The sequence below is a fragment of the Actinoalloteichus sp. AHMU CJ021 genome (genome assembly GCF_002895405.1).
Classification (GTDB): Bacteria; Actinomycetota; Actinomycetes; order Mycobacteriales; family Pseudonocardiaceae; genus Actinoalloteichus_B; species Actinoalloteichus_B caeruleus.
Map to the genome: position 1 here is coordinate 1,412,386 of NZ_CP025990.1, position 26,466 is coordinate 1,438,851.

10 protein-coding genes, 3 rRNA genes and 1 pseudogene are annotated in these 26,466 nt (G+C 69.5%); 5 read left to right on the forward strand and 9 right to left on the reverse strand.

Features of this window, described 5'->3' with window-relative positions; genetic code table 11:
* The first annotated feature begins 210 nt into the window (after nt 1-210).
* From glnA to C1701_RS05730, 3 genes are all read left to right on the forward strand, one after another.
* Complete coding sequence (glnA, locus tag C1701_RS05720; RefSeq protein WP_026418189.1) at nt 211-1,635, forward strand: type I glutamate--ammonia ligase; 1,425 nt, start codon at nt 211-213, stop codon at nt 1,633-1,635.
* A gap of 251 nt (nt 1,636-1,886) precedes the next feature.
* Nucleotides 1,887-2,714, forward strand: a complete 828-nt coding sequence (locus C1701_RS05725) for an NAD(P)H-binding protein (RefSeq protein ID WP_337662161.1) — start codon at nt 1,887-1,889, stop codon at nt 2,712-2,714.
* Nucleotides 2,715-2,979: 265 nt separating this feature from the next.
* Nucleotides 2,980-3,906 carry an ion transporter gene (locus C1701_RS05730; protein WP_103055645.1) on the forward strand — a complete coding sequence of 309 codons (927 nt, stop codon included), beginning with the start codon at nt 2,980-2,982 and terminating at the stop codon, nt 3,904-3,906.
* Here C1701_RS05730 and C1701_RS05735 read toward each other — a convergent pair.
* From C1701_RS05735 to C1701_RS05775, 8 genes are all read right to left on the reverse strand, one after another.
* Nucleotides 3,891-7,043, reverse strand: a complete 3,153-nt coding sequence (locus tag C1701_RS05735) for a bifunctional [glutamine synthetase] adenylyltransferase/[glutamine synthetase]-adenylyl-L-tyrosine phosphorylase (protein WP_103055646.1) — start codon at nt 7,041-7,043, stop codon at nt 3,891-3,893. The two genes, C1701_RS05730 and C1701_RS05735, sit on opposite strands and share 16 nt — an antisense overlap.
* A 166-nt stretch (nt 7,044-7,209) precedes the next feature.
* Complete coding sequence (locus tag C1701_RS05740) at nt 7,210-7,968, reverse strand: type 1 glutamine amidotransferase (protein WP_026418186.1); 759 nt, start codon at nt 7,966-7,968, stop codon at nt 7,210-7,212.
* Between the two features lie 279 nt (nt 7,969-8,247).
* A 5S ribosomal RNA gene (gene rrf, locus C1701_RS05745) occupies nt 8,248-8,364 on the reverse strand.
* A gap of 89 nt (nt 8,365-8,453) precedes the next feature.
* Nucleotides 8,454-11,575: ribosomal RNA gene (locus tag C1701_RS05750) — 23S ribosomal RNA — on the reverse strand.
* A 372-nt stretch (nt 11,576-11,947) separates the two neighbouring features.
* Nucleotides 11,948-13,462: ribosomal RNA gene (locus C1701_RS05755) — 16S ribosomal RNA — on the reverse strand.
* The 16S, 23S and 5S rRNA genes sit together here, the layout of an rRNA operon.
* Nucleotides 13,463-14,793: 1,331 nt before the next feature.
* Complete coding sequence (locus C1701_RS05760; RefSeq protein ID WP_337662162.1) at nt 14,794-19,755, reverse strand: FkbM family methyltransferase; 4,962 nt, start codon at nt 19,753-19,755, stop codon at nt 14,794-14,796.
* 66 nt (nt 19,756-19,821) lie between these two features.
* Nucleotides 19,822-21,165, reverse strand: coding sequence for a glutamine synthetase family protein (locus C1701_RS05770; protein ID WP_026417037.1), 1,344 nt, complete (start codon nt 21,163-21,165; stop codon nt 19,822-19,824).
* 70 nt (nt 21,166-21,235) lie between these two features.
* The gene (locus C1701_RS05775) at nt 21,236-22,819 is read right to left on the reverse strand and encodes an alpha/beta hydrolase (protein ID WP_103055649.1); all 1,584 of its coding nucleotides are present in this window, start codon (nt 22,817-22,819) and stop codon (nt 21,236-21,238) included.
* Between the two features lie 166 nt (nt 22,820-22,985).
* Between C1701_RS05775 and C1701_RS05780 the strand changes: the two genes are divergently transcribed.
* Nucleotides 22,986-24,713, forward strand: coding sequence for an NAD+ synthase (locus C1701_RS05780; RefSeq protein ID WP_103055650.1), 1,728 nt, complete (start codon nt 22,986-22,988; stop codon nt 24,711-24,713).
* A gap of 64 nt (nt 24,714-24,777) precedes the next feature.
* Here the strand turns inward: C1701_RS05780 and C1701_RS05785 are convergent.
* Nucleotides 24,778-25,302 (reverse strand): annotated as a pseudogene (locus C1701_RS05785) (DinB family protein).
* 235 nt (nt 25,303-25,537) lie between these two features.
* Between C1701_RS05785 and panB the strand changes: the two are divergent.
* Entirely contained in the window at nt 25,538-26,410 is an 873-nt protein-coding gene (gene panB, locus C1701_RS05790; RefSeq protein ID WP_026417041.1) for a 3-methyl-2-oxobutanoate hydroxymethyltransferase, read from the forward strand.
* The last annotated feature ends 56 nt before the right edge of the window (nt 26,411-26,466 follow it).

A 26,466-nucleotide genomic window follows, 5' to 3' on the forward strand; every position in this document is an offset into this window, starting at 1 on the left:
TCGCGGCGTTTCGGTCCGGGGCCAGGTCAGACGGCCGCACATATCATGTCAGTCACATCCTGCTGTGTTAACAGCCGCGAAACATGCGGTTGATGGCAGGGCAATACGTCCCACTTAGCGTCGCTGGCGCACTGCTGCTAGCGACCGGTGATGGCTTCCGCCAACTGGGGGCCACTCGATGTGTCTGACCCGTGTAAGGAGCCAGCGAGGGTGTTCAAAAACTCCGACGAGGTCCTGAAGTACCTCTCCGACGAGGACGTGAAGTTCGTCGACATCAGGTTCTGCGACCTGCCCGGCATCATGCAGCACTTCACCGTGCCCGCCGCGGCGTTCGACGCGGACACCTTCGCTGACGGCCTCGCCTTCGACGGTTCGTCCGTCCGCGGCTTCCAGTCCATCCACGAGTCGGACATGCTGCTGCTCCCCGACCCGTACACCGCGCGCCTGGACCCCTTCCGCGCCGAGAAGACCCTCATCGTCAACTTCTTCGTGCACGACCCGCTGACCCGCGAGCCCTACAGCCGGGACCCGCGCAACGTCGCCCGCAAGGCCGAGGAGTTCCTCGCGGCGTCCGGCATCGCCGACACCGCCTTCTTCGGCCCCGAGGCGGAGTTCTACGTCTTCGACTCGGTGCGGTTCGACACCACCGCGAACGCCTCCTTCCACGAGATCGACTCGGAGGCCGGCTGGTGGAACACCGGCGCCGACGAGGAGGGGGGCAACAAGGGCTACAAGGTCCGGTACAAGGGCGGCTACTTCCCGGTGTCACCCACCGACCACTTCGCCGACCTGCGCGACCGGATCTCCCTCCAGCTCATGGAGTCCGGTTTCACGGTGGAGCGCGCGCACCACGAGGTCGGTACCGCCGGCCAGGCCGAGATCAACTACAAGTTCAACACCCTGCTCCACGCGGCCGACGACCTGCAGCTCTTCAAGTACATCGTCAAGAACGTCGCCTGGCAGGCCGGCCGCAGCGCGACCTTCATGCCCAAGCCGCTGTTCGGCGACAACGGCTCCGGCATGCACTGCCACCAGTCGCTGTGGGCCGGCGGCAAGCCGCTGTTCCACGACGAGTCCGGGTACGGCGGCCTGTCGGACACCGCGCGGCACTACATCGGCGGGCTGCTCCACCACGCGCCGAGCCTGCTGGCCTTCACGAACCCGACGGTGAACTCCTACCACCGCCTGGTCCCCGGCTACGAGGCCCCGGTCAACCTGGTCTACTCGCAGCGCAACCGGTCGGCGTGCATCCGCATCCCGATCACCGGCAGCAACCCGAAGGCCAAGCGGGTCGAGTTCCGCTGCCCGGACTCCTCGGGCAACCCCTACCTCGCCTTCGCCGCCATGCTGATGGCCGGCCTCGACGGCATCAAGAACAAGATCGAGCCGCCGGCCCCGATCGACAAGGACCTCTACGAGCTGCCGCCCGAGGAGGCCAAGAACGTCCCGCAGGTGCCGGCGACGTTGTCCGAGGTCATCGACAACCTGGAGCGGGACCACGAGTACCTGCTCGCCGGCGGGGTCTTCACGCCCGACCTGATCGAGACCTGGATCTCGCTGAAGCGGGAGCAGGAGATCGACCCGATCCGCCTGCGGCCGCACCCCTACGAGTTCTCGCTGTACTACGACGTGTGACGGGAGGGGGTGTCCACCACCCGCGTGGTCGACACCCCGTCCCGTGGATCGCCGGCTGAGGGCCGGGTGACCGCCGTGGTCACCCGGCCCTCGCTGTCGTCGGCCCCGGGCCGGCTCCCTGGTGACCGAGCTCCACCTCGGTCCCCGTGGCGGAACCGAGAGACGTGCCTTCCTCCTAGGCGAGACGATCGGACATCGCACCAAGACCTTGAACGGTTCCGAGTCTCGGTACGTTCGGATTGACTCGTCCCATGACAGCGAAAACGATCCTGGTGCTCGGCGGTACGGGGAAGACCGGCCGCCGGGTCGCCGCGCAGCTGACCGAACGGGGCCACACCGCGCGCGTGGCGTCCCGCGGCGCCCCCACCCGATTCGACTGGAACGACGACACCACCTGGCCGGCAGCGCTGCGCGGCGCCGACGGCGTGTACGTCGTCCCCGACGACGCCGGGCCGCTCAGCCACTTCGAGTCCTTCATCAGCCTCGCCACCCGGGAGGGGGTGCGCCGCCTCGTGCTGCTGTCGGCGCGGGAGGGGATCGAGACGTCCAACCCAGCGGTGATCAGCCGGGAGGACACCGTGCGCGGGTCCGGCGTCGAGTGGACGCTGTTGCGCCCGGTCTGGTTCGCCCAGAACTTCAGCGAGGAACCGTTCCTGGCCGAGGGCGTGCGCGAAGGTGAGGTCCGCTACGGCACCGAGGACGGTCGGCACCCGTTCATCGACGCCGAGGACATCGCTGCCGTCGCCGTCGCCGCCCTCACGGAGGACGGGCACGCCGGCCGGGTGTACACGATGTCCGGTCCTCGGGCCCTCAGCATCCCCGAGGCGCTGGACACGATCGCGGCGGCGACCGGGCGCACGATCCGGCGCGTCCCCCTCCCCCTCGACGAGTACGAACGCCACCTCACCGACCGCTACTACCCGGCCGGCGCGGCGCGGGCGGTCACCGGTCTCAGCGAGCTGGTCCGCCGGCATGCGGACGACCACCTCTCCGACGGAGTGCGGGAGGCGCTCGGCCGGGAGCCCCGCGACTTCGCCGACTACGTCGCCACGACCGCCGACGCCGGCGGCTGGGGATGATCACGGCCCGTCCCCCCGCCACGGCGGGGGGACACCCGTGCCCATCCGGCGCCCCGCCGCTCCCCACCGAGGCGAACTCCCGTAAAACGCCGACCCACCATTCCTGGACGACGGTCGTGTGCTTCTCCCAACCGGTCCGGAAACGGTTCAACGGTGGTTCACGCCAATCAGTGCACTAGTGGTTCACCATTTTATCGACGCGTTTTCCCCCGCGTTCTCCAGTAAGCTGGCGTCCCGTTCACGTGCACGGGACAACGGGGGATGCATGGCGCTTCGCGACCGGGTCCGCGCGGTGGTGGAAGCCAGGAGATTCAACCAGTTCATCATCACCGTCATCCTCGTGAACGCGGCCGTGCTCGGGATGGAGACATCCCCGTGGCTGACCAGCCGGTACGGCGAGACGATGCTGCTCATCGACCACACGGCGGTCGCCGTCTTCACCGTCGAGCTCCTGGCCAGGCTCTACGTGTACCGGACCGGCTTCTTCCGCAGCGCGTGGAACTGGTTCGACCTGATCGTGGTGAGTGTGGCCCTCGTCCCCACCACGACGTCCTTCAGCGTCTTGCGGGTGCTGCGCGGTCTGCGACTGATCTCCGCGGTCCCCGCCATTCGTCGGATCGTCTCCGCGTTGTTCAGCGCCGTCCCCGGCCTGCTTTCCGTCCTCTCCCTGCTGTTGCTGGTCCTCTACATCAGTGCCGTGATCAGCGTCCACCTCTTCGGCGATATCGCCCCCGAACTCTTCGGGCACCTCGGTATCGCCCTGTTCTCGTTGTTCAAGGTGCTGACCACCGAGAACTGGCCGGACATCGCGGACACCGTCATGGTGGACCAACCGATGGCGTGGATCTTCTTCGTCTGCTACATCGTGTCCACCACCTTCGTCGTGCTCAACCTGCTGATCGCGGTCCTCGTCAGCGCGGTGGAGATGCAGCTGTCGGCCGCCAGGTGGGCGGAGGACCAGAGCCTGGAGGCGGTCCAGCACGCGGCGGTCATGGCGGAGCTCCGCGCGCTGCGCGGCGAGCTGGCCACCCTGCGGGCCAGCACCGGCCCCGGGACCGCTGCTGGCACCAGCGCTCCCGCCCAGGGCGCACCGGACGGCGAGCCCCCGCCCGCGCCACCCGCGCCACGACGGCCGGAAGGGGACGGGACCCGCGCCGACGAGCCCGGGGGCCCGGGTCAGCCCGTTCCGTAGAAGACCCGTTCCATCACGGCCCTGGCCCGCCGCGTCACCCGCCGGTAGTCGTCGACGAACACCCCGGGGTCCTCGGAGACCGAATATCCCAGCGTCCTGGCTACCGCCGCGAGGTCCCGACCGTGCCCCGGCAGCTGGTCCGACGCCTTGCCCCGGACCAGCGTTGTCGCGTTCCGCGCCTGGCTGGCCATCGTCCACGCGGCCCGCAGCGCCTCGGCGTCGGCCTCGTCCAGCAGTCCAGCCGCCGCGGCGCTCCGCACGGCTCCCAGGGTCGAGGTCGTGCGGAGCCCCGGCACCTCGTGCGCGTGGCCGAGCTGGATCAGCTGCGCGGTCCACTCCACGTCGGACAGCCCGCCCCGGCCGAGTTTGGTGTTCGTGGTCGGGTCGATCCCCCTGGGCAGGCGTTCGTGCTCCACCCGAGCCTTGATCCTGCGGATCTCGATGGTCGAGGCCTCGTCGAGACCGCCGGCCGGATACCGCACGGGGTCGATCAACTCGGTGAACCGGCGGCCGAGCTCCTCGTCCCCGGCCACCCGTCGTGCCCGCAGCAGCGCCTGCGCCTCCCAGGTGTCCGACCACTTCTCGTAGTACATGCGGTACGACTCCAGCGTCCGCACCAACGGGCCACTCCGGCCCTCGGGACGCAGGTCGGTGTCGACGTGCAACGGGGGGTCCTGGCTGGGTGCGCTGAGGAGCCGGCGCAGCGTCTCGGCCACGGCGGTCGCGTAACGCACGGCGTCGTGGTCCTCGACGCCCTCCACGGCCTCGCACACGAACAGGACGTCCGCGTCCGAGCCGTACCCGAGCTCGTCACCCCCCAACCTGCCCATGCCGATGACTGCGACCCTGGCCAGCGGCTCGGGACCGAAGCGGGGCGCGACGGCGCCCGCCGCGGCCCGCAACGCCGCCTCCAGGACGGCGGACCAGATCCGGGACAGGGCGTGGGACACCGACGGGAGTTCCATCAGCCCCAGCAGGTCCGCGCACCCCACCCGCAGCAGCTCGTGCCTGCGCAGCGACCGGGCGGCCAGCACCGCCTGTTCGGGGTCGCCGTGCCTGGCGACGGCGCTGCCCAGCGAGTGCGCCACCTCCTCGGGGTCCCGCCCCACCAGCTCCGGGGTGTCGACCAGCAGCCGCAGCACCTCGGGCGCGCGGACCAACAACTCGGGGACCATCCTGGACGTCCCCAGCAGGAAGGCCAGGCGTTCCGCGACCGCGCCCCTGTCCCGCAGCAGCCGCAGGTACCAAGGAGTGTCCGTCAACGCCTCGGACACCCGGCGGTAGGCGAGCAGGCCGCCGTCGGGGTCGGTGGTGTCGGCGAACAGGTCGAGCAGCACCGGCAGGAGCGCCCGCTGGATCGACGCGCGGCGCGACACCCCCTCGGTGAGCGCCCCGATGTGGCGCAACGCGCCCTCCGGGGAGGTGAACCCGAGGGCGGCCAGCCGGGCGGTCGCCTCGTTCGGGGTGAGCCGCAGCGCCTCCGACGGCACCCGGGCCACCGCCTCCAGCAGCGGGCGGTAGAACAGCTTCTCGTGGAGTCGGCGGACCCGGGCGGCGTGCCGGCGGAACTCCGACAACAACACCTCCCCCGGACCTCGCCGACCGTCCGAGCGCAGGCCGGCCGCCCTGGCCAGCCAGCGCAGGCCGGCGACGTCGTCGAACGCGGGGAACAGGTGGGTGCGCAGCAGGCGCTGGAGCTGGAGCCGGTGTTCGAGCAGCCGGAGGAAGCAGTACGACTCGGTGAGTTCGGCGGCGTCGACCCGCCCCACGTACCCGCCGGACCCCAACGCGCCCAGCGCCGGCACCGTCCCGGGAACCCGCAGTTCCTCGTCCGAACGACCGTGCACCAGCTGGAGGAGCTGGACGGCGAACTCCACGTCGCGCAACCCGCCGCGCCCCAGCTTCAGCTCCCGCTCGGTGAGCTCGGCCGGCAGGTTGTCCTCCACCCGCCGGCGCATCTCCTGGACGTCGGAGACGAAGTCGTCCCGGTCCGCCGCCGTCCACACCATCGGCGTGACGGCGTCGAGGTACGCCTTGCCCAGCGCGGCGTCACCGGCCACCGGCCGAGCCTTGAGCAACGCCTGGAACTCCCAGGTGCGCGCCCACCTCCGGTAGTAGCTGAGATGCCCTTCCAGGGTCCGCACCAGGGCACCGGCCTTCCCCTCCGGGCGCAGCGCGGCGTCGACCTGGAAACATGCCTCACCGGCGATCCGCATCGCCTCGGCGGCGACCCTGGTGGCGGTGGCGAGCGCCCGGTGCGGCGCTGCATCCCCCTCGTCCCCCGCACTCCCGGCGTCCACGTCCTCCGCCGGGGGGCGCGGTTCCGCGACGAAGACGACGTCGACGTCGCTGACGTAGTTCAACTCGCCCGCTCCGCACTTGCCCATCGCGATGACGGCCAGGCGGAACGGCAGCTCGGCGTCCGACGGGTCCTCGTCCTCGGAGGGTGGGCCCAGCACCTCCGTCACCGCGACCGCGAGCGCGGCACGCAGCGCCGCGACCGCCAGGTTGGACAGCGCGCCGGCGACCAGGCGGTACCGCTCGGGTTCCCAACCGGTGCCGCGCTGGCTCAGGTCGGTGGCCGCGATGTCGAGCATCATGCCCCGGTAGGCGGTGCGGAGGGCGCGGACCGCCTCGATCCCGACCAGGGTGGAACGTACGGCCCCGGCACCCGCTCCCCACGCGGGTGCCGGGTCCCCCGGGTCCTCCGAGCGGGTTCCCGGCCCCACCGCCCCGACGGAGGACCACAACTCGGTGGTCAACTCGCGCTCGCTGGGTGGGTCGTCGAGCAGTTCACCGTCGAGGCGCCGCCACTCCGCCGGGTGAGCCACCAGGTGGTCGGTCAGGGCGGTGCTGGCGCCCAGCACCGCGAACAGCCGCACGGCCAGGTCGTGGTCCGTGCGCAACGCCTCGTCCAGCTCGGGCCAGTCCGCGCCGAGGGACTCCCGCAGCCGGTCCAGACCGCGCAGCGCGAGGTCGGGGTCGGCGGAGGCGGACAACGCGCCCAGCACGGGCTCCAGCCCGGGGGGAACGCGGTCGGCCTCCCACCACCCCGCCGCCGCGAGCATCGGGTGGGTTCGGGCGTCGGTCAGCCCGAAACGGCCCAACCAGGGTGCTGGTCGCGATTCCTCCGCCATCACAGGTCCTCCAGACTGCCGTCCCGCCGGATGCCACGTCCCGGGGCTCCGCCGGTTGTCCTGCACTCGGGATCGGGCGGCCTCGGTGTGCCGGCGGCCCCGCCGACACCGGCGCGCGGCCGGGAGCACCGAGGCCCGCTGTCCTCCGCCACCTCCGGGTCCGCCGTCAGACCAGCGGGAGGCGACGCGGGCCCGGCTCCCGGGGTTCCAGTCCGGCGCGTCGCGCGGCGATGCGGACGAACCGGGTGACGATCGGCTTCCAGGTGGCCTCGATCTCCTCGTGCGCCTCGGCGAGCGCGGCGGTGGAGTGCGCCCGGGCCGGCGCCGCGGCGGCCAACTCCGGGTCGGCGTCGAACCAGTCGCGGATCATCTCCGGGGTCGTCTCGATGTGGAACTGCGTGCCCCAGGCCGCCGTTCCCACCCGGAACGCCTGGTGTGGGCAGTTCGGTGAAGCGGCGAGCAGCGTCGCCCCGGGAGGGAGGCGGGTGACGATGTCGCGGTGCGCCTGCACGACCAGGGGCATCAGGACGAGGTCCTCGAACAACTCGTCCTCGACGGCGGCGTCCCGCTTCGCGACGAGCGTCGGCCCAGCCGCCGGGCCGGTGGGGCTCGCCTCCACCCGGCCACCGGCGGCAGCCGCCAGGAGCTGAGCGCCCAGGCAGACCGCGAACGTCGGTAGCCCCTTCCCGACCGCGGTGGTCAGCCGGGCCCGCACGTCCAGCAACCACGGGTGCGCGATGACGTCCTCGGCCTGAACCCGCCCTCCCAGGCACACGAGGGCGTGGTACTCGCCGAGTTCGGGCACTTCCTGCTGATCCGGGTGGATGATGTCGAGTTCGGCACCCGCGGAGCGCAGCCACTCACCCAGGCGGGCGGGCGGATCGGACGGGTCGGGTTGCAGAACAAGAACTCGCACACTCGTCACGACGACGATGCTATGCCCGACGGCCCCGAGAACGCCGCTGCCCCCGACGCCCTCCACCACATCGAATTCAGAACGTTGCCGTCGTGGGACGAGCGAGCGGTCCAACCGCCCGCCGAAAGCCCGTCGAGAAGCCGCACCCGCCGCGAACGAGGGACCACCGCGTTCCCGGCCCCGGTCGGTGGCGGGTGCCCTGGGCGCACAAAAAAAGTGGGTGGAGGAGAACCGGGAGCACCCACCAGGTGCTCAACCACATTCCCCTCCACCCACCGGTGAAAGAAAGTTCGGCGGCGTCCTACTCTCCCACACCCCCACAGGTGCAGTACCATCGGCGCTGAAAGGCTTAGCTTCCGGGTTCGGAATGGGACCGGGCGTTTCCCTCTCGCTATCACCACCGAAACACTCTAACCAACACCCCACCCCAACCAACCCCAGGGCAGGGAGCCAGTTGCACTCCCAGAATCACACAGTGGATGCGTAACACCTTCGTAGACAAGCCCTCGGCCTATTAGTACCGGTCAACTCCACACGTTACCGTGCTTCCATCTCCAGCCTATCAACCCAGTCGTCTACTGGGGGCCTTACCCCAACAAAGTGGGTGGGAGACCTCATCTTGGAACAGGCTTCCCGCTTAGATGCTTTCAGCGGTTATCCCTTCCGAACGTAGCCAACCAGCCATGCACCTGGCGGTACAACTGGCACACCAGAGGTTCGTCCGTCCCGGTCCTCTCGTACTAGGGACAGCCTTCCACAAGTCTCCAACGCGCGCGGCGGATAGGGACCGAACTGTCTCACGACGTTCTAAACCCAGCTCGCGTGCCGCTTTAATGGGCGAACAGCCCAACCCTTGGGACCTACTCCAGCCCCAGGATGCGACGAGCCGACATCGAGGTGCCAAACCATGCCGTCGATATGGACTCTTGGGCAAGATCAGCCTGTTATCCCCGGGGTACCTTTTATCCGTTGAGCGACACCGCTTCCACCAGCCAGTGCCGGATCACTAGTCCCGACTTTCGTCCCTGCTCGACCCGTCAGTCTCACAGTCAAGCTCCCTTGTGCACTTACACTCAACACCTGATTGCCAACCAGGCTGAGGGAACCTTTGGGCGCCTCCGTTACCCTTTGGGAGGCAACCGCCCCAGTTAAACTACCCACCAGGCACTGTCCCTGAACCAGATCATGGTCCGAGGTTAGACACCCAGTACGACCAGAGTGGTATTTCAAGATTGACTCCACGACCACTAGCGTGACCGCTTCCCAGTCTCCCACCTATCCTACACAAGCCGAACCGAGCACCAATACCAAGCTATAGTAAAGGTCCCGGGGTCTTTCCGTCCTGCCGCGCGTAACGAGCATCTTTACTCGTAGTGCAATTTCGCCGGGCCTGTGGTTGAGACAGCGGAGAAGTCGTTACGCCATTCGTGCAGGTCGGAACTTACCCGACAAGGAATTTCGCTACCTTAGGATGGTTATAGTTACCACCGCCGTTTACTGGCGCTTAAGTTCTCAGCTTCGCCCCGAAGGACTAACCGGTCCCCTTAACGTTCCAGCACCGGGCAGGCGTCAGTCCGTATACATCGTCTTACGACTTCGCACGGACCTGTGTTTTTAATAAACAGTCGCTTCTCCCTGGTCTCTGCGGCCACACAACGCTAGCCCGCGAAGGGCTTCACGCCACACGGCCCCCCTTCTCCCGAAGTTACGGGGGCATTTTGCCGAGTTCCTTAACCACAGTTCACCCGATCGCCTTGGTATTCTCTACCTGACCACCTGTGTCGGTTTGGGGTACGGGCCGCGTAGACACTCGCTAGAGGCTTTTCTCGGCAGCATGGGATCACCCTACTTCGCCTCATTCGGCTATGCATCACGTCTCACCATTAACAGAGAAGCGGATTTGCCTACCTCTCCTGGCTACACGCTTACACCAGTACTACCACTCACTGGCGGGGCTACCCTCCTGCGTCACCCCATCACTTGGCTACTACCAGCTCAGATCCCGCGCATGGCCACCACCCCACCCGAAAGCAGGACAGCACCACGGGCGGTTAGTATCACCAGCCTCGCCAGGGACGCATCCACACGGGTACGGGAATATCAACCCGTTGTCCATCGACTACGCCTGTCGGCCTCGCCTTAGGTCCCGACTTACCCTGGGCGGAATAACCTGGCCCAGGAACCCTTGGTCATCCGGCGGCAGAGTTTCTCACTCTGCTTTCGCTACTCATGCCTGCATTCTCACTCCCACACCGTCCACACCCGCTCACGCGACTGCTTCACCCAGTGCAGGACGCTCCCCTACCCATCCACACACCTACACCCACCCCCCAAAAGGAGACAGATGGAGCTCAACATGTGAATGACACGGCTTCGGCGGTGCGCTTAAGCCCCGCTACATTATCGGCGCAGGACCACTTGACCAGTGAGCTATTACGCACTCTTTCAAGGATGGCTGCTTCTAAGCCAACCTCCTGGTTGTCTGGGCGACCCCACATCCTTTTCCACTTAGCGCACACTTAGGGGCCTTAGCCGGCGTTCTGGGCTGTTTCCCTCTCGACTACGAAGCTTATCCCCCGCAGTCTCACTGCCGCGCTCTCACACACCCGCATTCGGAGTTTGGCTGACGTCAGTAACCTTGTCGGGCCCATCGGCCATCCAGTGCTCTACCTCGGATGAGAAACACACGACGCTGCACCTAAATGCATTTCGGGGAGAACCAGCTATCACGGAGTTTGATTGGCCTTTCACCCCTACCCACAGCTCATCCCCCAGGTTTTCAACCCTGGTGGGTTCGGGCCTCCACGCGGTCTTACCCGCGCTTCACCCTGGCCATGGGTAGATCACTCCGCTTCGGGTCTAGGACACGCGACTCTGACGCCCTGTTCAGACTCGCTTTCGCTACGGCTACCCCACCCGGGTTAACCTCGCCACGTATCACTAACTCGCAGGCTCATTCTTCAAAAGGCACGCCATCACCCCACAACGGAGGCTCTGACGGATTGTAGGCACATGGTTTCAGGTACTATTTCACTCCCCTCCCGGGGTACTTTTCACCTTTCCCTCACGGTACTAGTCCGCTATCGGTCATCAGGGAGTATTTAGGCTTAGCGGGTGGTCCCGCCAGATTCACAGCAAATTCCACGAGCTCGCTGCTACTTGGGATCCCCTCCAGGAGACACAGTGCTTTCACGTACGGGAGTATCACCCTCTACGCTGACGCTTTCCAGACGTCTTCCGCTAACACCATGTTTTCTGACTCCTCGCCGAGATGGCAGCCTCGACCGGTGGGTCCCACAACCCCGCATACGCAACCCCTGCCAGGTATCACACGTACACGGTTTAGCCTCATCCGCTTTCGCTCGCCACTACTCACGGAATCACGGTTGTTTTCTCTTCCTACGGGTACTGAGATGTTTCACTTCCCCGCGTTCCCTCCACACACCCTATATATTCAGGTGTAGGTGACCAGACATGACTCTGGCCGGGTTTCCCCATTCGGAAATCCTCGGATCACAGCTTGGTTGACAGCTCCCCGAGGCCTATCGCGGCCTCCCACGTCCTTCATCGGCTCCTGATGCCCAGGCATCCACCATGTGCCCTTACTTACTTGACCACAAAGATGCTCGCATCCACTGTGTAATTCTCAAAGAACAACCGGCCACCACCCCCACACCAGCACCACCAACCCCGCACACCCACCAGGGGCACGCCAGACGGTATGGCACTCGGGGACAGCACCACCAGAAGACCCACGCACCACGCGTGTTCCCTCAGGACCCAACAGTGCACCGACCACACCACCACCCCACCACACAGCAGCTTTCCCCACCCCCACCCGAAAGCAGGAGCCGTACTCACCACCACACAGCAGAACAGCCATGCGGGTAACCAGCAGTCCACAATTCCACTGAGCAGTCACCCCCAGAACACACGCCTGAGACAGTGACCACCCCACCACCGAAGCAGTGGGATACATGCTCCTTAGAAAGGAGGTGATCCAGCCGCACCTTCCGGTACGGCTACCTTGTTACGACTTCGTCCCAATCGCCAGTCCCACCTTCGACCGCTCCCCCCACAAGGGTTGGGCCACGGGCTTCGGGTGTTACCGACTTTCATGACGTGACGGGCGGTGTGTACAAGGCCCGGGAACGTATTCACCGCAGCGTTGCTGATCTGCGATTACTAGCGACTCCGACTTCACGGGGTCGAGTTGCAGACCCCGATCCGAACTGAGACCGGCTTTAAGAGATTCGCTCCACCTTGCGATTTCGCAGCCCTCTGTACCGGCCATTGTAGCATGTGTGAAGCCCTGGACATAAGGGGCATGATGACTTGACCTCATCCCCACCTTCCTCCGAGTTGACCCCGGCAGTCTCCCATGAGTCCCCACCATTACGTGCTGGCAACATGGAACAAGGGTTGCGCTCGTTGCGGGACTTAACCCAACATCTCACGACACGAGCTGACGACAGCCATGCACCACCTGCACACTGACCTTACGGAAACCCCATCTCTGAGGCGATCCAGTGCATGTCAAACCCAGGTAAGGTTCTTCGCGTTGCATCGAATTAATCCACATGCTCCGCCGCTTGTGCGGGCCCCCGTCAATTCCTTTGAGTTTTAGCCTTGCGGCCGTACTCCCCAGGCGGGGCGCTTAATGCGTTAGCTACGGCACGGAGGACGTGGAAATCCCCCACACCTAGCGCCCACCGTTTACGGCGTGGACTACCAGGGTATCTAATCCTGTTCGCTCCCCACGCTTTCGCTCCTCAGCGTCAGTATCGGCCCAGAGACCCGCCTTCGCCACCGGTGTTCCTCCTGATATCTGCGCATTCCACCGCTACACCAGGAATTCCAGTCTCCCCTACCGAACTCAAGTCTGCCCGTATCGACTGCACGCCCACAGTTAAGCTGTAGGTTTTCACAGTCGACGCGACAAACCGCCTACGAGCTCTTTACGCCCAATAATTCCGGACAACGCTCGCACCCTACGTATTACCGCGGCTGCTGGCACGTAGTTAGCCGGTGCTTCTTCTGCGCCTACCGTCACTTTCGCTTCTTCGGCGCTGAAAGAGGTTTACAACCCGAAGGCCGTCATCCCTCACGCGGCGTCGCTGCGTCAGGCTTTCGCCCATTGCGCAATATTCCCCACTGCTGCCTCCCGTAGGAGTCTGGGCCGTATCTCAGTCCCAGTGTGGCCGGTCGCCCTCTCAGGCCGGCTACCCGTCGTCGCCTTGGTAGGCCATTACCCCACCAACAAGCTGATAGGCCGCGGGCCCATCCTGCACCGCCGGAACTTTCCACCCACCCCCATGCGGGGGAAGGTCGTATCCGGTATTAGCCCCGGTTTCCCGAGGTTATCCCAGAGTGCAGGGCAGGTTGCCCACGTGTTACTCACCCGTTCGCCGCTCGTGTACCCCGAAGGGCCTTACCGCTCGACTTGCATGTGTTAAGCACGCCGCCAGCGTTCGTCCTGAGCCAGGATCAAACTCTCCATAAAGGTTTGATTCTGTTACATTCGACGCATGACACTCACACCCACCCCGGAGGGCAGGGAATGCCACCGTCACTCAAAGGAACTCCTCTAACGAGGGTTCATATTTAGCTCTACTGGCTATTATATCGGTACACTGTTGAGTTCTCAAAGAACACACGCCACACCAGAACCCCACACCCACATCGTGGGCCCGTCGTCCTGGGACGCACTCTTCTCGTATCTGAAGCTTGTGTCCGGTAACCCCCACCACCACGTTCCCGTGATGTCCCATCCGGTGTTTCAGGGAGTTCCCGTTTTTCGCTGGAACCAGCTTAGCATTTCCGTTTCCACCGGGTCAAATCCGGGGTTTCCGTGGAAACCGCCGTTTTCTCAGCGGAACCGGAATCACCGTTGACCACCCTTCCGGGAAGCCGTCGCTGTTTCCGTCGTGTTGTGTTGTCAACGCTACCAGACCGTGTTTCCGGTGTTTCCCGGGGGGTGTCGGTGTCACCGTGGTGAACCGTGCACCGTTTCCGGTGGACCGGTGTTTCTTTCCGGTCTGGCCGTTCCACCGTATCGGTCGGTGTTTCCTGGTGTCAAATCCGGTGTTCACCGGGTTTGGCCTGGTCACGACCGTTTCCGAATATCGTGGAACTGTGTTGTCAATGTGTGGTTCCGGGCAGCACCGTGTGTGCGGTGTTTTCCGGTTCCGGGTCAACGTAACCGATCTTCGTTCGTTCCGTCAACTCGGCGCTTTCGACCGGTTGGCGGTGAACTCCTGGCTTTGTTGTTGTCAATGTGGAGCGTACTGGGCTGCTTTTCCCTGTCGCGTTCGGGGGCCGCGTCTTGGCCTCGCCAGATCCGTGTCAGGTCCGAGCTGCTCAGTGGTGTTGCTGTTTTCAACGCCCGGGAACGCTACCAGGCGGAGATCCTCACCCCCGATGGGGGTGGCCCCTCCTCCGAGTACCGCACCCGACGAGTAGCACCGCTCACGCGATGTCCTCGCACTGGACGAGATACGCCAGTCAGGTGGACCACGCATGACGATCCCGTCCCTGTCGAACCTTGGGAGTGGGAGTCGCCAGTCCGTGCTCATCCCACGACTACCGTCGTGGTCCCTGCCTGGCTGCCGCGCAACAATACCGGGTCCGTGATCGCGATGTCAACCCGCTCGGCCCCAGTCGCTCGTCGCCGTCCTCGCCAGGCTCCGAAGTCCTGTTCCGTCCGACGCGTTCGCGGCGTGGGCAAGACTAGCCAGCCAGCCCACTCCCCGTCAAACCGACCGCCGCTCCGACCGCCTCCCGGCCGGTCGGAGCGGGTCCCGGGGCAGCGCGTGCCCCGGGACCCGCTCCCCCTCACACGCCTGGTGCCCGCGTCTCCCGGGGACGCAGCAACAGGCGAACCCGGCCGCCGGCCTCCCGCCCCCAGCGGAGCACCTCCGCCGGTTCCAGCGCCGGGCCACCGTCCAACCGGGCCAGCTCGTACCCCCAGGACCGCATCTCGTCCAGGGCGGCTGCCGGGTCGTCTCCCAGCTCGCTCCCGTCCACGACCGACATCGAGCAGACGACCGAGGGGTGGTCCCGCCGGAGCAACCGCGACAGCCCGCGCAGCGCGCGCCAGGTGCTGCCCGGGGTGTCGACCCGCACCACCGACAACCGGCCGTGTTCGAAGGCCTGGAGACCGACCAACTCCTCGTCGAGCCGCACCCCGCGCACGGTCTCGGGGACTGGCACCGCACCGGGAGCCGTGGTCCCGGTTCCGTCCGGAGTGGACGCGGGGCCTTCGGCGGGGAACCCGTTCTCGTCCCGCTCCGGGTCGCCCGGTGAGGTGGTCGGCACCCCGTCCGCCCCGGAGCGCACGCGCAGCCCCCCGCCCGGGTCGGGCTCGGCGACCAGCCGCGTCGCCTGGTCCCACGCCGCCGCCTCGACGACCGTCAGCCTCCCCGCGTTCTCCGGCACGATGTTCAGCTCCACGTTGTGCCGCAGGAGCGCGCCCGCCTCCGGGCAGGGCTCGACCGCCACCACCCTCCCGTTCGCGCCGAGCCTGCTCAGCACCCTCGTCGTCTGGTACCCGACGTGCGCTCCCACGTCGAGGAACACCCCGTCGGGTTCGAGCAGCCCGTCCAAGGCGGTGGAGACGTCCGGTTCCCACACGCCGTGGCTGGACAGCCACGGCAGCATCACGCCGTCGTGGGCGGGCAACCGGAACAGCCCGGCGTCGCAGAGCACCATCGAGGTGGCGCCCTCGACGGGTGCGGGGTGTTGCCGCTGGTGCTCGCGCACCACCACGCGCCGCAACGCGTCCGAGGTGCGCACGGCGTGGTCGACGTGGCGCATCCGGGACTCGAGGCGACCGTCCCGGTCCCGCATGGCCTCGGTCAACCGCGCCTCGACGGCGTCGATCCGGTCCAAGGTCCGGTCGAGGACCCCGGCCAGCCCGTCGAGGCGTTCGGCGAGCAGCTCCACCTGGCGATCGCGGCGCTCCGAGTCGGTGGTCACCGCCTCCTCCACGACACGCAGCCGCTGCTGCTGGGCGGCGAGGTCGGCCCGCGCGCGCACCACCGCGTCGTCGGCGCCGACGAGGTGCTCCGCGAGGTCGCCCTGCCGGCCGACGACGGTGGCGAGCTCGGCGCGCAACGCCTCGACGTCGACGGCGTTGGTGTCCCGGTCGGCGTCGTCCTGCCGGGCGACGAGGTCGCGGGCCGTTCGCTCCACCCCGTCCACCAGCGCCGTGAGCAACTCCCGCATGTGGGTGTCGTAGTGGTGGAGCACCCGGAGGACCGCCTTGCGGAGGGCCGGGGCGATCGGGACCTTGCTCGTGGTCCCCCCGACGTCGACGGGACGCAGCAGCGCGTGGCGCGCGACCACCAGCGCCCGCAGCGGGTCCTCCGCCACGACCGGCGCCTGTGCCCGGCCCGCCCGCCACGCCCGGTAGGTCTGCTCGACCATTCCCCGCACGGCCTCCCCCGTCGGGTGAGCCCCGTACCGGGCGGTGACGTCGGAGCGCCCAGCCTGGCCCAGTTCCACCCGGACCTCGGGGCTGTCCGCGAGGTGCCGGAGCAGGTCGGCGGCCGACCGGCCGTCCGGCTCGGCCCCGCCGTCCAGGCAGGGCACGAACGCCGCGCTCCGCCGGCCCAGCTGCTCGGTGGTCGCGCCCTGGTCGGTGCAGACCACGGGCACTCCTCGGGCCGCGACCCCCAGGAGCCAGGCGGCGACCGCGTCGCCAGCCCCGTCGCCACCGCCCCGGTGCAGGGAGACGACGCAGTCGGCGATGTCGACGAGGTCGTCCGCGGTCAGGTCCGCCGCCGCGAAGAGGAGGACCCTGGGATCGTTGGCGGTGGCCAGCCGGAGCCGTTCGGCGGACTCGGGGAAGTCGGCCGCGCCGGACACCCGGAGCACCAGACGGACGTCCCTGCGGTCCGGGAAGGCCGCGAGGAAGGCCGCGACCACGCCGAGCGGGTTGGTCCGCCGTTCGTCGGCGTGGTCGGCCGACGAGCAGAACACGGTCCCCTCGGGGATGCCCCACCGTGCCCGGGCCGCGGCGCGGGCCGTCTCGTCGATCTCCCCCCGGTCGGCGACGGGGAGCACGACCGTGCGGACGGGCCGGTTCGTCCCCCGGGCGGCCAGCCGGCGGGAGGCTTCGGAGAGCACCCACAGCTCGGACACCCCAGGGGCGAAGGGCGCCCCGTCCGCACTGATCCGGATGACCGAACGGTCCGAGGGGACCGGGGCGTCCGGCCCGCAGGCCAGCACCACCGGGTACAGGGGTTCGTCGGCGGTCGGCAGGCCGGAGTGCTCGACCGCCAGCCGCACGCGGTCGGCGAGTTCCCCCGCACCGAGGACGCACACCCCGAGCTGGTCGAGCAGCGTCGGACTGGCGCCGGCCCCCGACGCGGGCAACACCTCGGGGTGGATCCGCCCGGCCGCGACTCCCGGCCCGGCGCACCAGTCCCGGTAGGCGGCGCGGTCCGTTCCGCAGGGGTCGGGGAAGTCAACCTGGAGTCGGCGGTCGGCGAGCCAGACCGCCCAGGTCCACCGGCTGACGCCCGAGGTGTCGCGGCGTCCCGTCCGGTCGTCCGGCTCGGGGGGCTGGGCGGCCCACCGCAGGAACGCGGTGGCAGCGGCCACTCCGCCGCTGGGAGCGCCGAACGCGGGTGGTGGGGCCTCACCGCCGGTGGCCAGTGCCCGTCGCCAGCACTCGTGGAACTGCTGTCGCAGGTGTGGCGGGATCTCCAGCCCGCTGCCGTCCGGCACCTCCCGGAACCCGAGGTGCGCCTCGGCGGGATCGGCCGCGCGCACCAGGCGAGCGCGGTAGGTGGCGCACAGCGCCGCGAGTTCCGGGTGTTCGGAGAGGAGGACCCGGGGCCGGTCGCCGAAGACCGTGGACAGCAGCCAGGGGCGGTGCGGGTCGAACCCTCCGAAGTGGATGGTCCGCAGTGGTCGCCCGTCCACCGTCACCCGGCCGTCGATGTCCCGTCCCAGCGGTCGACGGTCCGCGTTCCACACCGACAACCCGATGCCCCGGTCGCGCAGTACCCGGTGTTCGACGAGTCCGGGTGCCGCGTCGAGGGCGCTGGACGCGCCCGGCACCGCCCGAAGCTGCGCGGCCCAGTCGGTCAGGAACCGTTCGGCGCCGGGACCGACGGCCACCAACCCCGGGTCGAAGGTGCCCGCGGAGGCGAACTCAGCCGGGGTGGGACGGAGTCCGTCCGAGGGCACTGGGTCCAGGGTCCTGGGCACGAGCACCACCGGGCGCTCCGCGACCGCCTCGGCCACCGCGTCGAGCACCGGGCCCACGACCAGCACCCAGGGGTCGAGGCACAGCACCGGTTCGCCGCCGCGCACCAGGTGGGCGAGCAGGCGGGGCCGGAGCACGGCTCGCAGCTGCTCGGGATCGCAGGACGTGGCGAGGCGGTGGAACTCCTCCACGCCGAGTCCGATGTCGGTGGGGGTGAGCACGGGGTCGTCGCCGGTCTCCGGTGGGGCCGTGGAGATCGTGAGGGTGACGAACCGGGCCTCTGGGTGGTGGTCCCGAAGGGAGTCCCGGAGCACGCTGGCCGCCGCCCGCTCACCGGGGAGCGCGACCGTGCACACGGTGACGGGACGTCGTGGCGTGTCCCGGGGGCGGTCCGCGGGTTGCTCGGCCAGTTCGAGGCTGTCCTCCGTGGAGTCGTCCTGGGAGTCGTCCAGGGAGTCGACGTCCGCCGGCGGCCACCGGCGCAGCATCTCGGTGCGGGGTTCCGGTTCGGAGCTCACCTGCTCCGGCTCGGGCGGCCGGGTGTCCTCGGTGGGCACCGGTCCGGCCGCTGCGCCGGCCGAGGGCTGGGCGGGCTGGGCGTCCCGCCCCTGCCCGTTGCCCGTCGTCCCCTCCCGGGGCGCGGGGGGTGGGGCCGGCTCGGCCTGGTGCGGCGCGGTGGCGCTCGGTCGCGGTGCCGCCGGGGGCGGCGGGGTGGGCGGCACCGCCCCGGTGTGCGGTGGGGTGGCGGGTGCCGCCGTCGCGTTCGTCGGAGCTGCCGGTGGAGCCGCCGGCGGCGCGTTCGTCGGAGCGGCGGCGTCCGTCGTCGCCGCGGGTGGCGCGGCCGACGCTGCCGGTGGCGGTCCAGGCACTGCCGGTGGCGCGGCGGGGCGCGCAGTGGGCTGGGCGCCCGGGGTGGCCGGCGTGGCGCCGCCGGGACCAGGGCGCGGTTCGGTGTTCCTCGGCGCGGGAGGGGCGTGTTCCTCCCTGGACGGTGGGGGGACCACCGGCGTCGGGGGGAAGGCGGGCAACGGCTCGGTGGGAGCCGTTCCGGTCGCCAGCGGTGGCTCCGGGCGCCGCGCACCCCGTTTGGGCAGCGGCGAGGTGACGGCGTCGGGCGGCGGTTCCACGGGGGTGGGCGGCCGGGACGGCGGACCGGCCGGGGCTGGCCCCGGTGGCCGACCCGCCGCGCGGGCCGGTGGGGCCTGCTGGGGCGCGGGACCGGGTGGGGCGGGCAGCCCAGGCCCCGGAACGGTGCCGGGCGGCGGGGGCATGGGCGGTCCGTCGACGGGCATCGCCGGGGTGAACAGCGAGGACGTCCGCTGCTCCTGCCTGGGATCACCGCCCTGCTGGTCGGCGGGTGGGCGCGGTGGCAGGGTTCGTCGCAACGCGCCGAAGGCGTTGGGCGGTGTCCCTGCCGGCCCCCGGTGCGCTCGGTCGGCTGCGGGTTCCCCGTTCGGAGCGGTCGAGTGGTCGAACCAGGCCGCCGACTCGTCGTCCGTGGTCGGCTGGTCGGCGGGCACGGGTGACGCCGAGGGCGACGCCCCGGCGGGATTCTTGCCGTTGGCAGGGAGCTCGCTCACGGCGCCGAATCTATCGTCCGCGCGGGACCGTTGGTCGTGCTGAGCCGGTTTCCCCTGGTCCGCCCCTCACAGCACCGGCAACAACGTCCTCAGCTCGTAGGGGGTGACGTGGCTGCGGTAGGCGTCCCACTCGGCGCGCTTGTTCCGGAGGAAGAAGTCGAACACGTGCTCGCCGAGCGTCTCCGCGAGGAGTTCGGAGGACTCCAGCTCGCCCAGGGCCTCGTTCAGGTTCTGCGGCAGGCTGGCGTAACCGGCCGCCCGGCGCTCCGACTCCGTCAACGACCACACGTCGTCCTCGGTGGCCGGTGGGAGCTCGTAACCCTCCTGGATGCCCTTGAGCCCGGCGGCGAGCGTCACCGCGTAGGCGAGGTACGGGTTGCACGCCGAGTCGAGGCTGCGGATCTCCACCCGCCGGGACGAGGCCTTCCCCGGGGAGTACATGGGGACGCGGACCAGCGCGGAGCGGTTCGCGTGCCCCCAGCAGACGGCGGTCGGGGCCTCTCCCCCGGCGACGAGCCGCTTGTAGGAGTTCACCCACTGGTTGGTGACGGCGGTGATCTCCCTCGCGTGGCGGAGCAGCCCGGCGACGAACGCCTTGCCGGTGCCCGACAGTTCGTAGGGGTCCTCGCTGTCGTAGAAGGCGTTCCGGTCACCCTCGAACAGGCTCATGTGGGTGTGCATCCCCGAGCCCGGGTGCGCGGTGAACGGTTTGGGCATGAAGGAGGCGCGGACCTGCTGTTTGATCGCGACCTCCTTCACCACGTAGCGGAAGGTCATCACGTTGTCGGCCATGGTGAGCGCGTCGGCGTAGCGCAGGTCGATCTCCTGCTGGCCGGGTGCCGCCTCGTGGTGGCTGAACTCGACGGAGATGCCCATGTCCTCCAAGGCCTCGATGGCGTGACGCCGGAAGTGGGGGGCCGCGTTGTGGCTCGCCTGGTCGAAGTAGCCGCCCGAGTCGGCGGGGACGGGCTCGTTGCCGTCGTCGGGCAGGTCCTTGAGCAGGTAGAACTCGATCTCGGGGTGGACGTAGCAGGTGAAGCCGGACTCGGTGGCCCGGGACAGCGTCCGGCGCAGGACGTGCCGGGGGTCGGCCCAGCAGGGGGAGCCGTCCGGCATCGTGATGTCGCAGAACATCCGCGCCGAGTAGTGCTGGCCGTCGGCCGTCTCCCAGGGCAACACCTGGAAGGTCGAGGGGTCCGGCCTGGCGACCATGTCGGACTCGTACACCCGGGCGAAGCCCTCGATGGCCGATCCGTCGAAGCCGATGCCCTCGGCGAAGGCTCCCTCGAGCTCGGCCGGCGCGATCGCGACGGACTTGAGGAAGCCCAGCACGTCGGTGAACCAGAGCCGCACGAAGCGGATGTCGCGCTCCTCGAGCGTCCGCAGCACGAAGTCCTGCTGGCGATCCATGGGGGCAGCCTAGGCAATGGCGGTTACCCGGGTGTTGCGCCCCGCCGAGTCCGGCGGGGCGGCACCCGGGTCAGCAGGTGACGTCCTCGGCGGGCGCGTCGAGGTCGACCAGGTAGTCGGTGGCGATCTCGTCGACGCAGTCCGACCCCTGGAGGACGACGCCGTGCTGGTTGCCCTCGTAGGTGAGCAGTCGTCCGCCCAGGGCGTCGGCGAGTTCGACCCCGGCCTCGTAGGGGGTCGCCGGGTCACCGGTGACCGAGACGACGAGCGTGGTCGGGAGCCGCTCGGCGTCCGGGGCGGGCGGGGCCTCGTTCGGGGGCACCGGCCAGAACGCGCAGGCGTCCCGCAGCGGGCCCGGCTCGCCACCGTCGTCGAGGAACGGGGCCGCCTCCCGAGCGCGCCGGTCGAGTTCGGTGAGGACCTCGTCGTCGATGATCGGCGGGTCGTCCACGCACCGCACGGCGGTGAACCCGTCCATCATGGTGCTGTAGGAGCCGTCCGTCGGCGATCGCCCGTTGTAGACGTCGGCGAGCAGCAGCAGGGTGCTGCCGTCACCGACGGAGAGCTGCATCAGCCCCTGGTTCAGCACCGGCCAGAAGTCCTGGGCGTACAGGCTCTGGATGGTGCCGGTGATCGCGTCGGGGTAGGACAGCAGCCGCTCGCCGGCGGCCGCGGGTTGGTCGGCGAGCGGGTCCACCAGCTCCCGGAACACCTCGACCGCCTGGTCGGGGTCGGAACCGAGCACGCACGGGCTCTGCTCGGCGCACCAGTCGGCGAAGGCCTCGAAGGCCAGTTGGAAGCCGGCCTGCTGGTCCACGCGCTGTTCGACCGGGTCCGCGTCGGGGTCGAGGGCGCCGTCGAGGACCAGGGCGCGCACGTTGTCCGGGAAGAGGGCGGCGTAGGTGCTGCCCAGCCGGGTCCCGTAGGAGTAGCCGAGGTAGGTCAGCCCCTCGTCTCCGAGGGCGGAACGCAGGACGTCCAGGTCGCGGGCGACCGTGGTGGTTCCGAGGGAGGCGAGGAACTCGGCGCCGTTGCGCTGCTCGCAGGCCTCGGCGTAGGCGCGTTGGTCGGCGTCGTTGCGGGCGACGGCCTCCGGGGAGGCGTCGGCCACCTGGTCGACCCGGTAGGCGTCCCGTTCCTCGGTGGTCCAGCACTGGAGGGCGGGTTCGCTGGTGCCGAGGCCTCGCGGGTCGAACCCGACGAGGTCGAAGCGGCGTCCGAGTTCGGTGTCCGCGATCTCGGGGGCCAGTGCGGCCGCCGTCGGGACCCCGCCCGCGCCGGGGCCGCCGGGGTTGACCAGGAGCGACCCGATGCGGGTGCCGGGGTCCTCGGCCGGCCGCCGCAGCACCCCGAGGCGGATCTCCTCGCCCTCGGGGTCGTCGTAGTCCAACGGCACCCGCAGGTGGGCGCACTCGAGACCGTCCGCGCCGACGGCGGTCTCCTCCTCCGGGCTGGTGGCGAAGTCCTCGCAGCCCCGCCACTCGACCGGCTGGCCGTAGTAGTCCTCGAGGCCGTCGGGCACCGCTCCCGCCGGGCCCGGCTGCGCGGCCGAGGGCTCCGGCGTCTGGTCGTCTGTCGGCTGGCTGGTGCACGCGACGCACACCGCCGCCAGGGCTATCGCGCCCCATGTCCGGATCTTCCCCACCCGGCTCATCCTGCCAGGGTGGCACGCACGTCCACTGGCGCGGCGAAAGGTCCACTGGCCCCCGATGTGACGACGACGGACCGTGGGACCGTCGAACGGACGAGCCGGCCATGAGGTGGGCCACTCCTCGCCGCCCGGTAGGCCGGCCGTCCCCCGACTGGCGGAAGATGAACGCATGGCGCAGCTCCGGATAGCCCTGGCTCAGGTGAACGCTCAGGTCGGCGACGTGACGGGTAACGCGGAATTGGTCCTCGACTGGTCCCGCCGGGCGGTGGCGGCCGGCGCCCACCTCGTGGCCTTCCCGGAGATGGTCCTCACCGGGTACCCGGTGGAGGACCTGGCGTTGCGGTCCTCCTTCGCCGCCCGCTCCCGGGGCGAGCTGGACCGGCTGGCCGTCCGGCTGCGGGAGGCCGGCTGCGGCGAAGCCCTGGTGGTCGTCGGCTACCTGGACCGCGACGAGGAGGGGCCGAGGAACGCGGCGGCACTACTGCACGGTGGTGAGGTCGTGGCCCGCTACGCGAAGCACCACCTGCCCAACTACGGCGTGTTCGACGAGTTCCGGTACTTCCGCCCAGGCCGCCGACTGCCGGTGGTGCGCTTCCACGGGGTCGACCTCGGCGTCGTGATCTGCGAGGACATCTGGCAGCGCCCCGGACCGGCCGACGCCCTGGCGGCCGAGGGCGCGGACCTGGTTGTCTGCGTCAACGGCTCGCCCTACGAACGCGCCAAGGGGGACGCGCGGGGGGACCTGGTCTCGGGCTACGCGAGCAGGACCGGCGTCCCGATGGCCTACGTCAACCTCGTGGGCGGTCAGGACGAACTGGTCTTCGACGGTGACTCCCTGGTGTGCGGTGGGGACGGCGCCGTGCTCGCCCGGTCCCCCCGCTTCGAGGAGGACCTGCTGGTGGTGGACCTCGACCTGGCCAGCAACCCCGGAGGGGGGCCGGACGGGGAGGGCTTCGAGGTCGTTCGCCGGGTGATCGGCGACGACCCGCTCCCCCCGTACCCGGCGGCGGCCGCCCCCACCCCCGCGGCGCCCCTCTCGGAGTCCGCCGAGGTGTGGGGCGCGCTGGTGACGGGCCTGCGGGACTACGTGGAGAAGAACGGGTTCCGCACCGTCCTGATGGGGCTCTCCGGCGGGATCGACTCCGCGGTGTGCGCGGCGCTGGCGGTCGACGCGCTCGGCGCCGACCGCGTGCACGGCGTCTCCATGCCCTCCAGGTACTCCTCCGGCCACTCGAGGGACGATGCCGCCGACCTGGCTGAGCGCACCGGCCTGCACTACTCGTCGCAGCCCATCGTCGACAGCGTCGCCGTCTTCGTCGACCAGCTCGGCCTGACCGGGCTCGCCGAGGAGAACGTGCAGGCCCGCTGCCGAGGGGTCACGCTGATGGGGCTGTCCAACCAGGACGGCCACCTTGTGCTCGCGACGGGCAACAAGTCCGAGCTGGCGGTCGGCTTCTCGACCATCTACGGGGACGCGGTCGGCGGCTTCGCCCCGATCAAGGACGTCCCCAAGACGATGGTGCGGCGGCTGGCGCTGTGGCGGAACGAGGAGGCGGAGCGCCGGGGGGAGACCCCGCCGATCCCGCCGAACTCGATCAGCAAGCCGCCGTCGGCGGAGTTGCGCCCCGGCCAGGTCGACACCGACTCGCTGCCCGACTACGAGCTGCTGGACGCGGTCCTGGAGGGCTACATCGAGGGCGATCGGGGGCTGGCCGAGCTGGTGGCCGACGGGTTCGACGCCGAGCTCGTGGAGCGGGTGGTCCGGTTGGTGGACCGGGCGGAGTACAAGCGGCGCCAGTACCCGCCGGGGACGAAGACGACCTTCCGGGCCTTCGGTCGGGACCGGCGGCTACCGATCACCAGCGGCTGGCGGGAGCCGCTGCCGAACGGGTCCTGACCCGGATCGGCCCCCTGCACGGGTGGTGGGTGGGGAGGGCGGGCGGCTGCCCGGTGGCCGCCAGTCACTCCCCGACCGTGCCGTCCAGGGCCTCGCGGAGCAGGTCGGCGTGGCCGTTGTGCCGGGCGTACTCCTCCACCACGTGGACCAGGATCCAGCGCAACGAGACCTGGCGGCCGTCCCCGGGCGGGCACTGACGGAGCGCGTCGAGATCGGTCGCCTCGACCAGGGACCTGGCGTGGTCGACCTCCTCCCGCTAGGCGGCCCACGCGCGCTCCACCTCGGCCTCGGTGACGTTCTCCGGGGTGATGTCGAGGAAGTCCCCGTCGCGGTTGGCGGTGGAATAGAAGCGCGCGGGCAGGTCCTGCTGGCCGAGGACGCGGCGGAACCAGTACCGCTCGACGTCGGCGAGGTGGCGGACCAGGCCCAGCAGGGACAGCACCGAGGGCGGGGCCGAGCGGGTGGCCAGCCGATCCGGGCTCAGCCCGTCGCACTTGAGCCGCAGGGTCGCCCGGTGGAAGTCGAGGAACTGCGTCAACAGCTCCCGGTCGGTACCCGATTCGGCGGGGTCCTGCCGGTCGAGGGTCACGTGTCCTCCTCTGACGTGCGCGGAGGGGCCCGCCCCGCCGCCGGGGACACGAGGCTAGTCGCACGGACCGTCCCCGGACGAGGCTTTTTCCCCTCCCCTTCCTGCCCGGGTCGACCCGTGCTGTGAGGTCCCTCGCAACCCGGGCGTAGGGGGCGCGCGCCCGTGCCACCCTTCGGGGGAACCACTTCGCGACGACCCAGGGACCCGTGGTGGCCTTGAGGGAGGACGGTCGACGATGACTGCTGTTCGTGATTCGGCGGAGCGGGAGCAGCCCGCTCCGTACGGGACGGGCGCCGGCGCCAGGAGCAGGCCCCACCGCCGGGTGCGCATCCACCACCTGCGGGAGATGAAGGAGCGCGGCGAGACCTGGCCGATGCTCACCTCCTACGACATGTACACCGCCCGGATCTTCGACGAGGCGGGTATCCCGGTGCTGTTGGTGGGTGACTCCGCGGCCAACAACGTGTACGGGTACGAGAGCTCCCTCCCGGTGAGCATGGAGGAGATGCTGCCCCTGGTCCGGGCCGTCACCCGCTCGGTGAGCAGGAGCCTGGTGGTGGCGGACCTGCCGTTCGGGACCTACCAGGCCTCGCCGGAGCAGGCGATGTCCAACGCGACCCGCCTGATGAAGGAGGGCCTCGCCCACGCCGTCAAGCTGGAGGGCGGCCGGCCGTTCGTCCGCCAGGTCGAGGCGCTCGTGGCGGCCGGCATCCCCGTGATGGGACACCTGGGCTTCACGCCGCAGAGCGAGCACGGCCTGGGCGGCTACCGGGTGCAGGGCAGGGGCGACGGCGCGGAGGAGCTGCTGGCCGACGCGCTGGCCCTCCAGGAGGCCGGGGCTTTCGCGGTCGTCCTCGAGATGGTGCCGGCCGACGTCGCGCAGCGGATCACCAAGGAGCTGGCCGTGCCCACCGTCGGCATCGGCGCCGGACCGCACTGCGACGGCCAGGTGCTGGTGTGGCAGGACATGGCCGGCCTCAACCAGGGCCGGAAACCCCGTTTCGTGAAGCGGTACGCGGACGTGGCCGGGGTGCTGGGTGGCGCGGCGGCCGAGTTCGCCGAGGAGGTGCGCTCGGGGCGGTTCCCGGCGGAGGAGCACTCCTTCTGACGTCACGTCCCGGTCCTCGGGCCTGGCCCCCGTCCGGGCCCGGGGACGGCACCGCC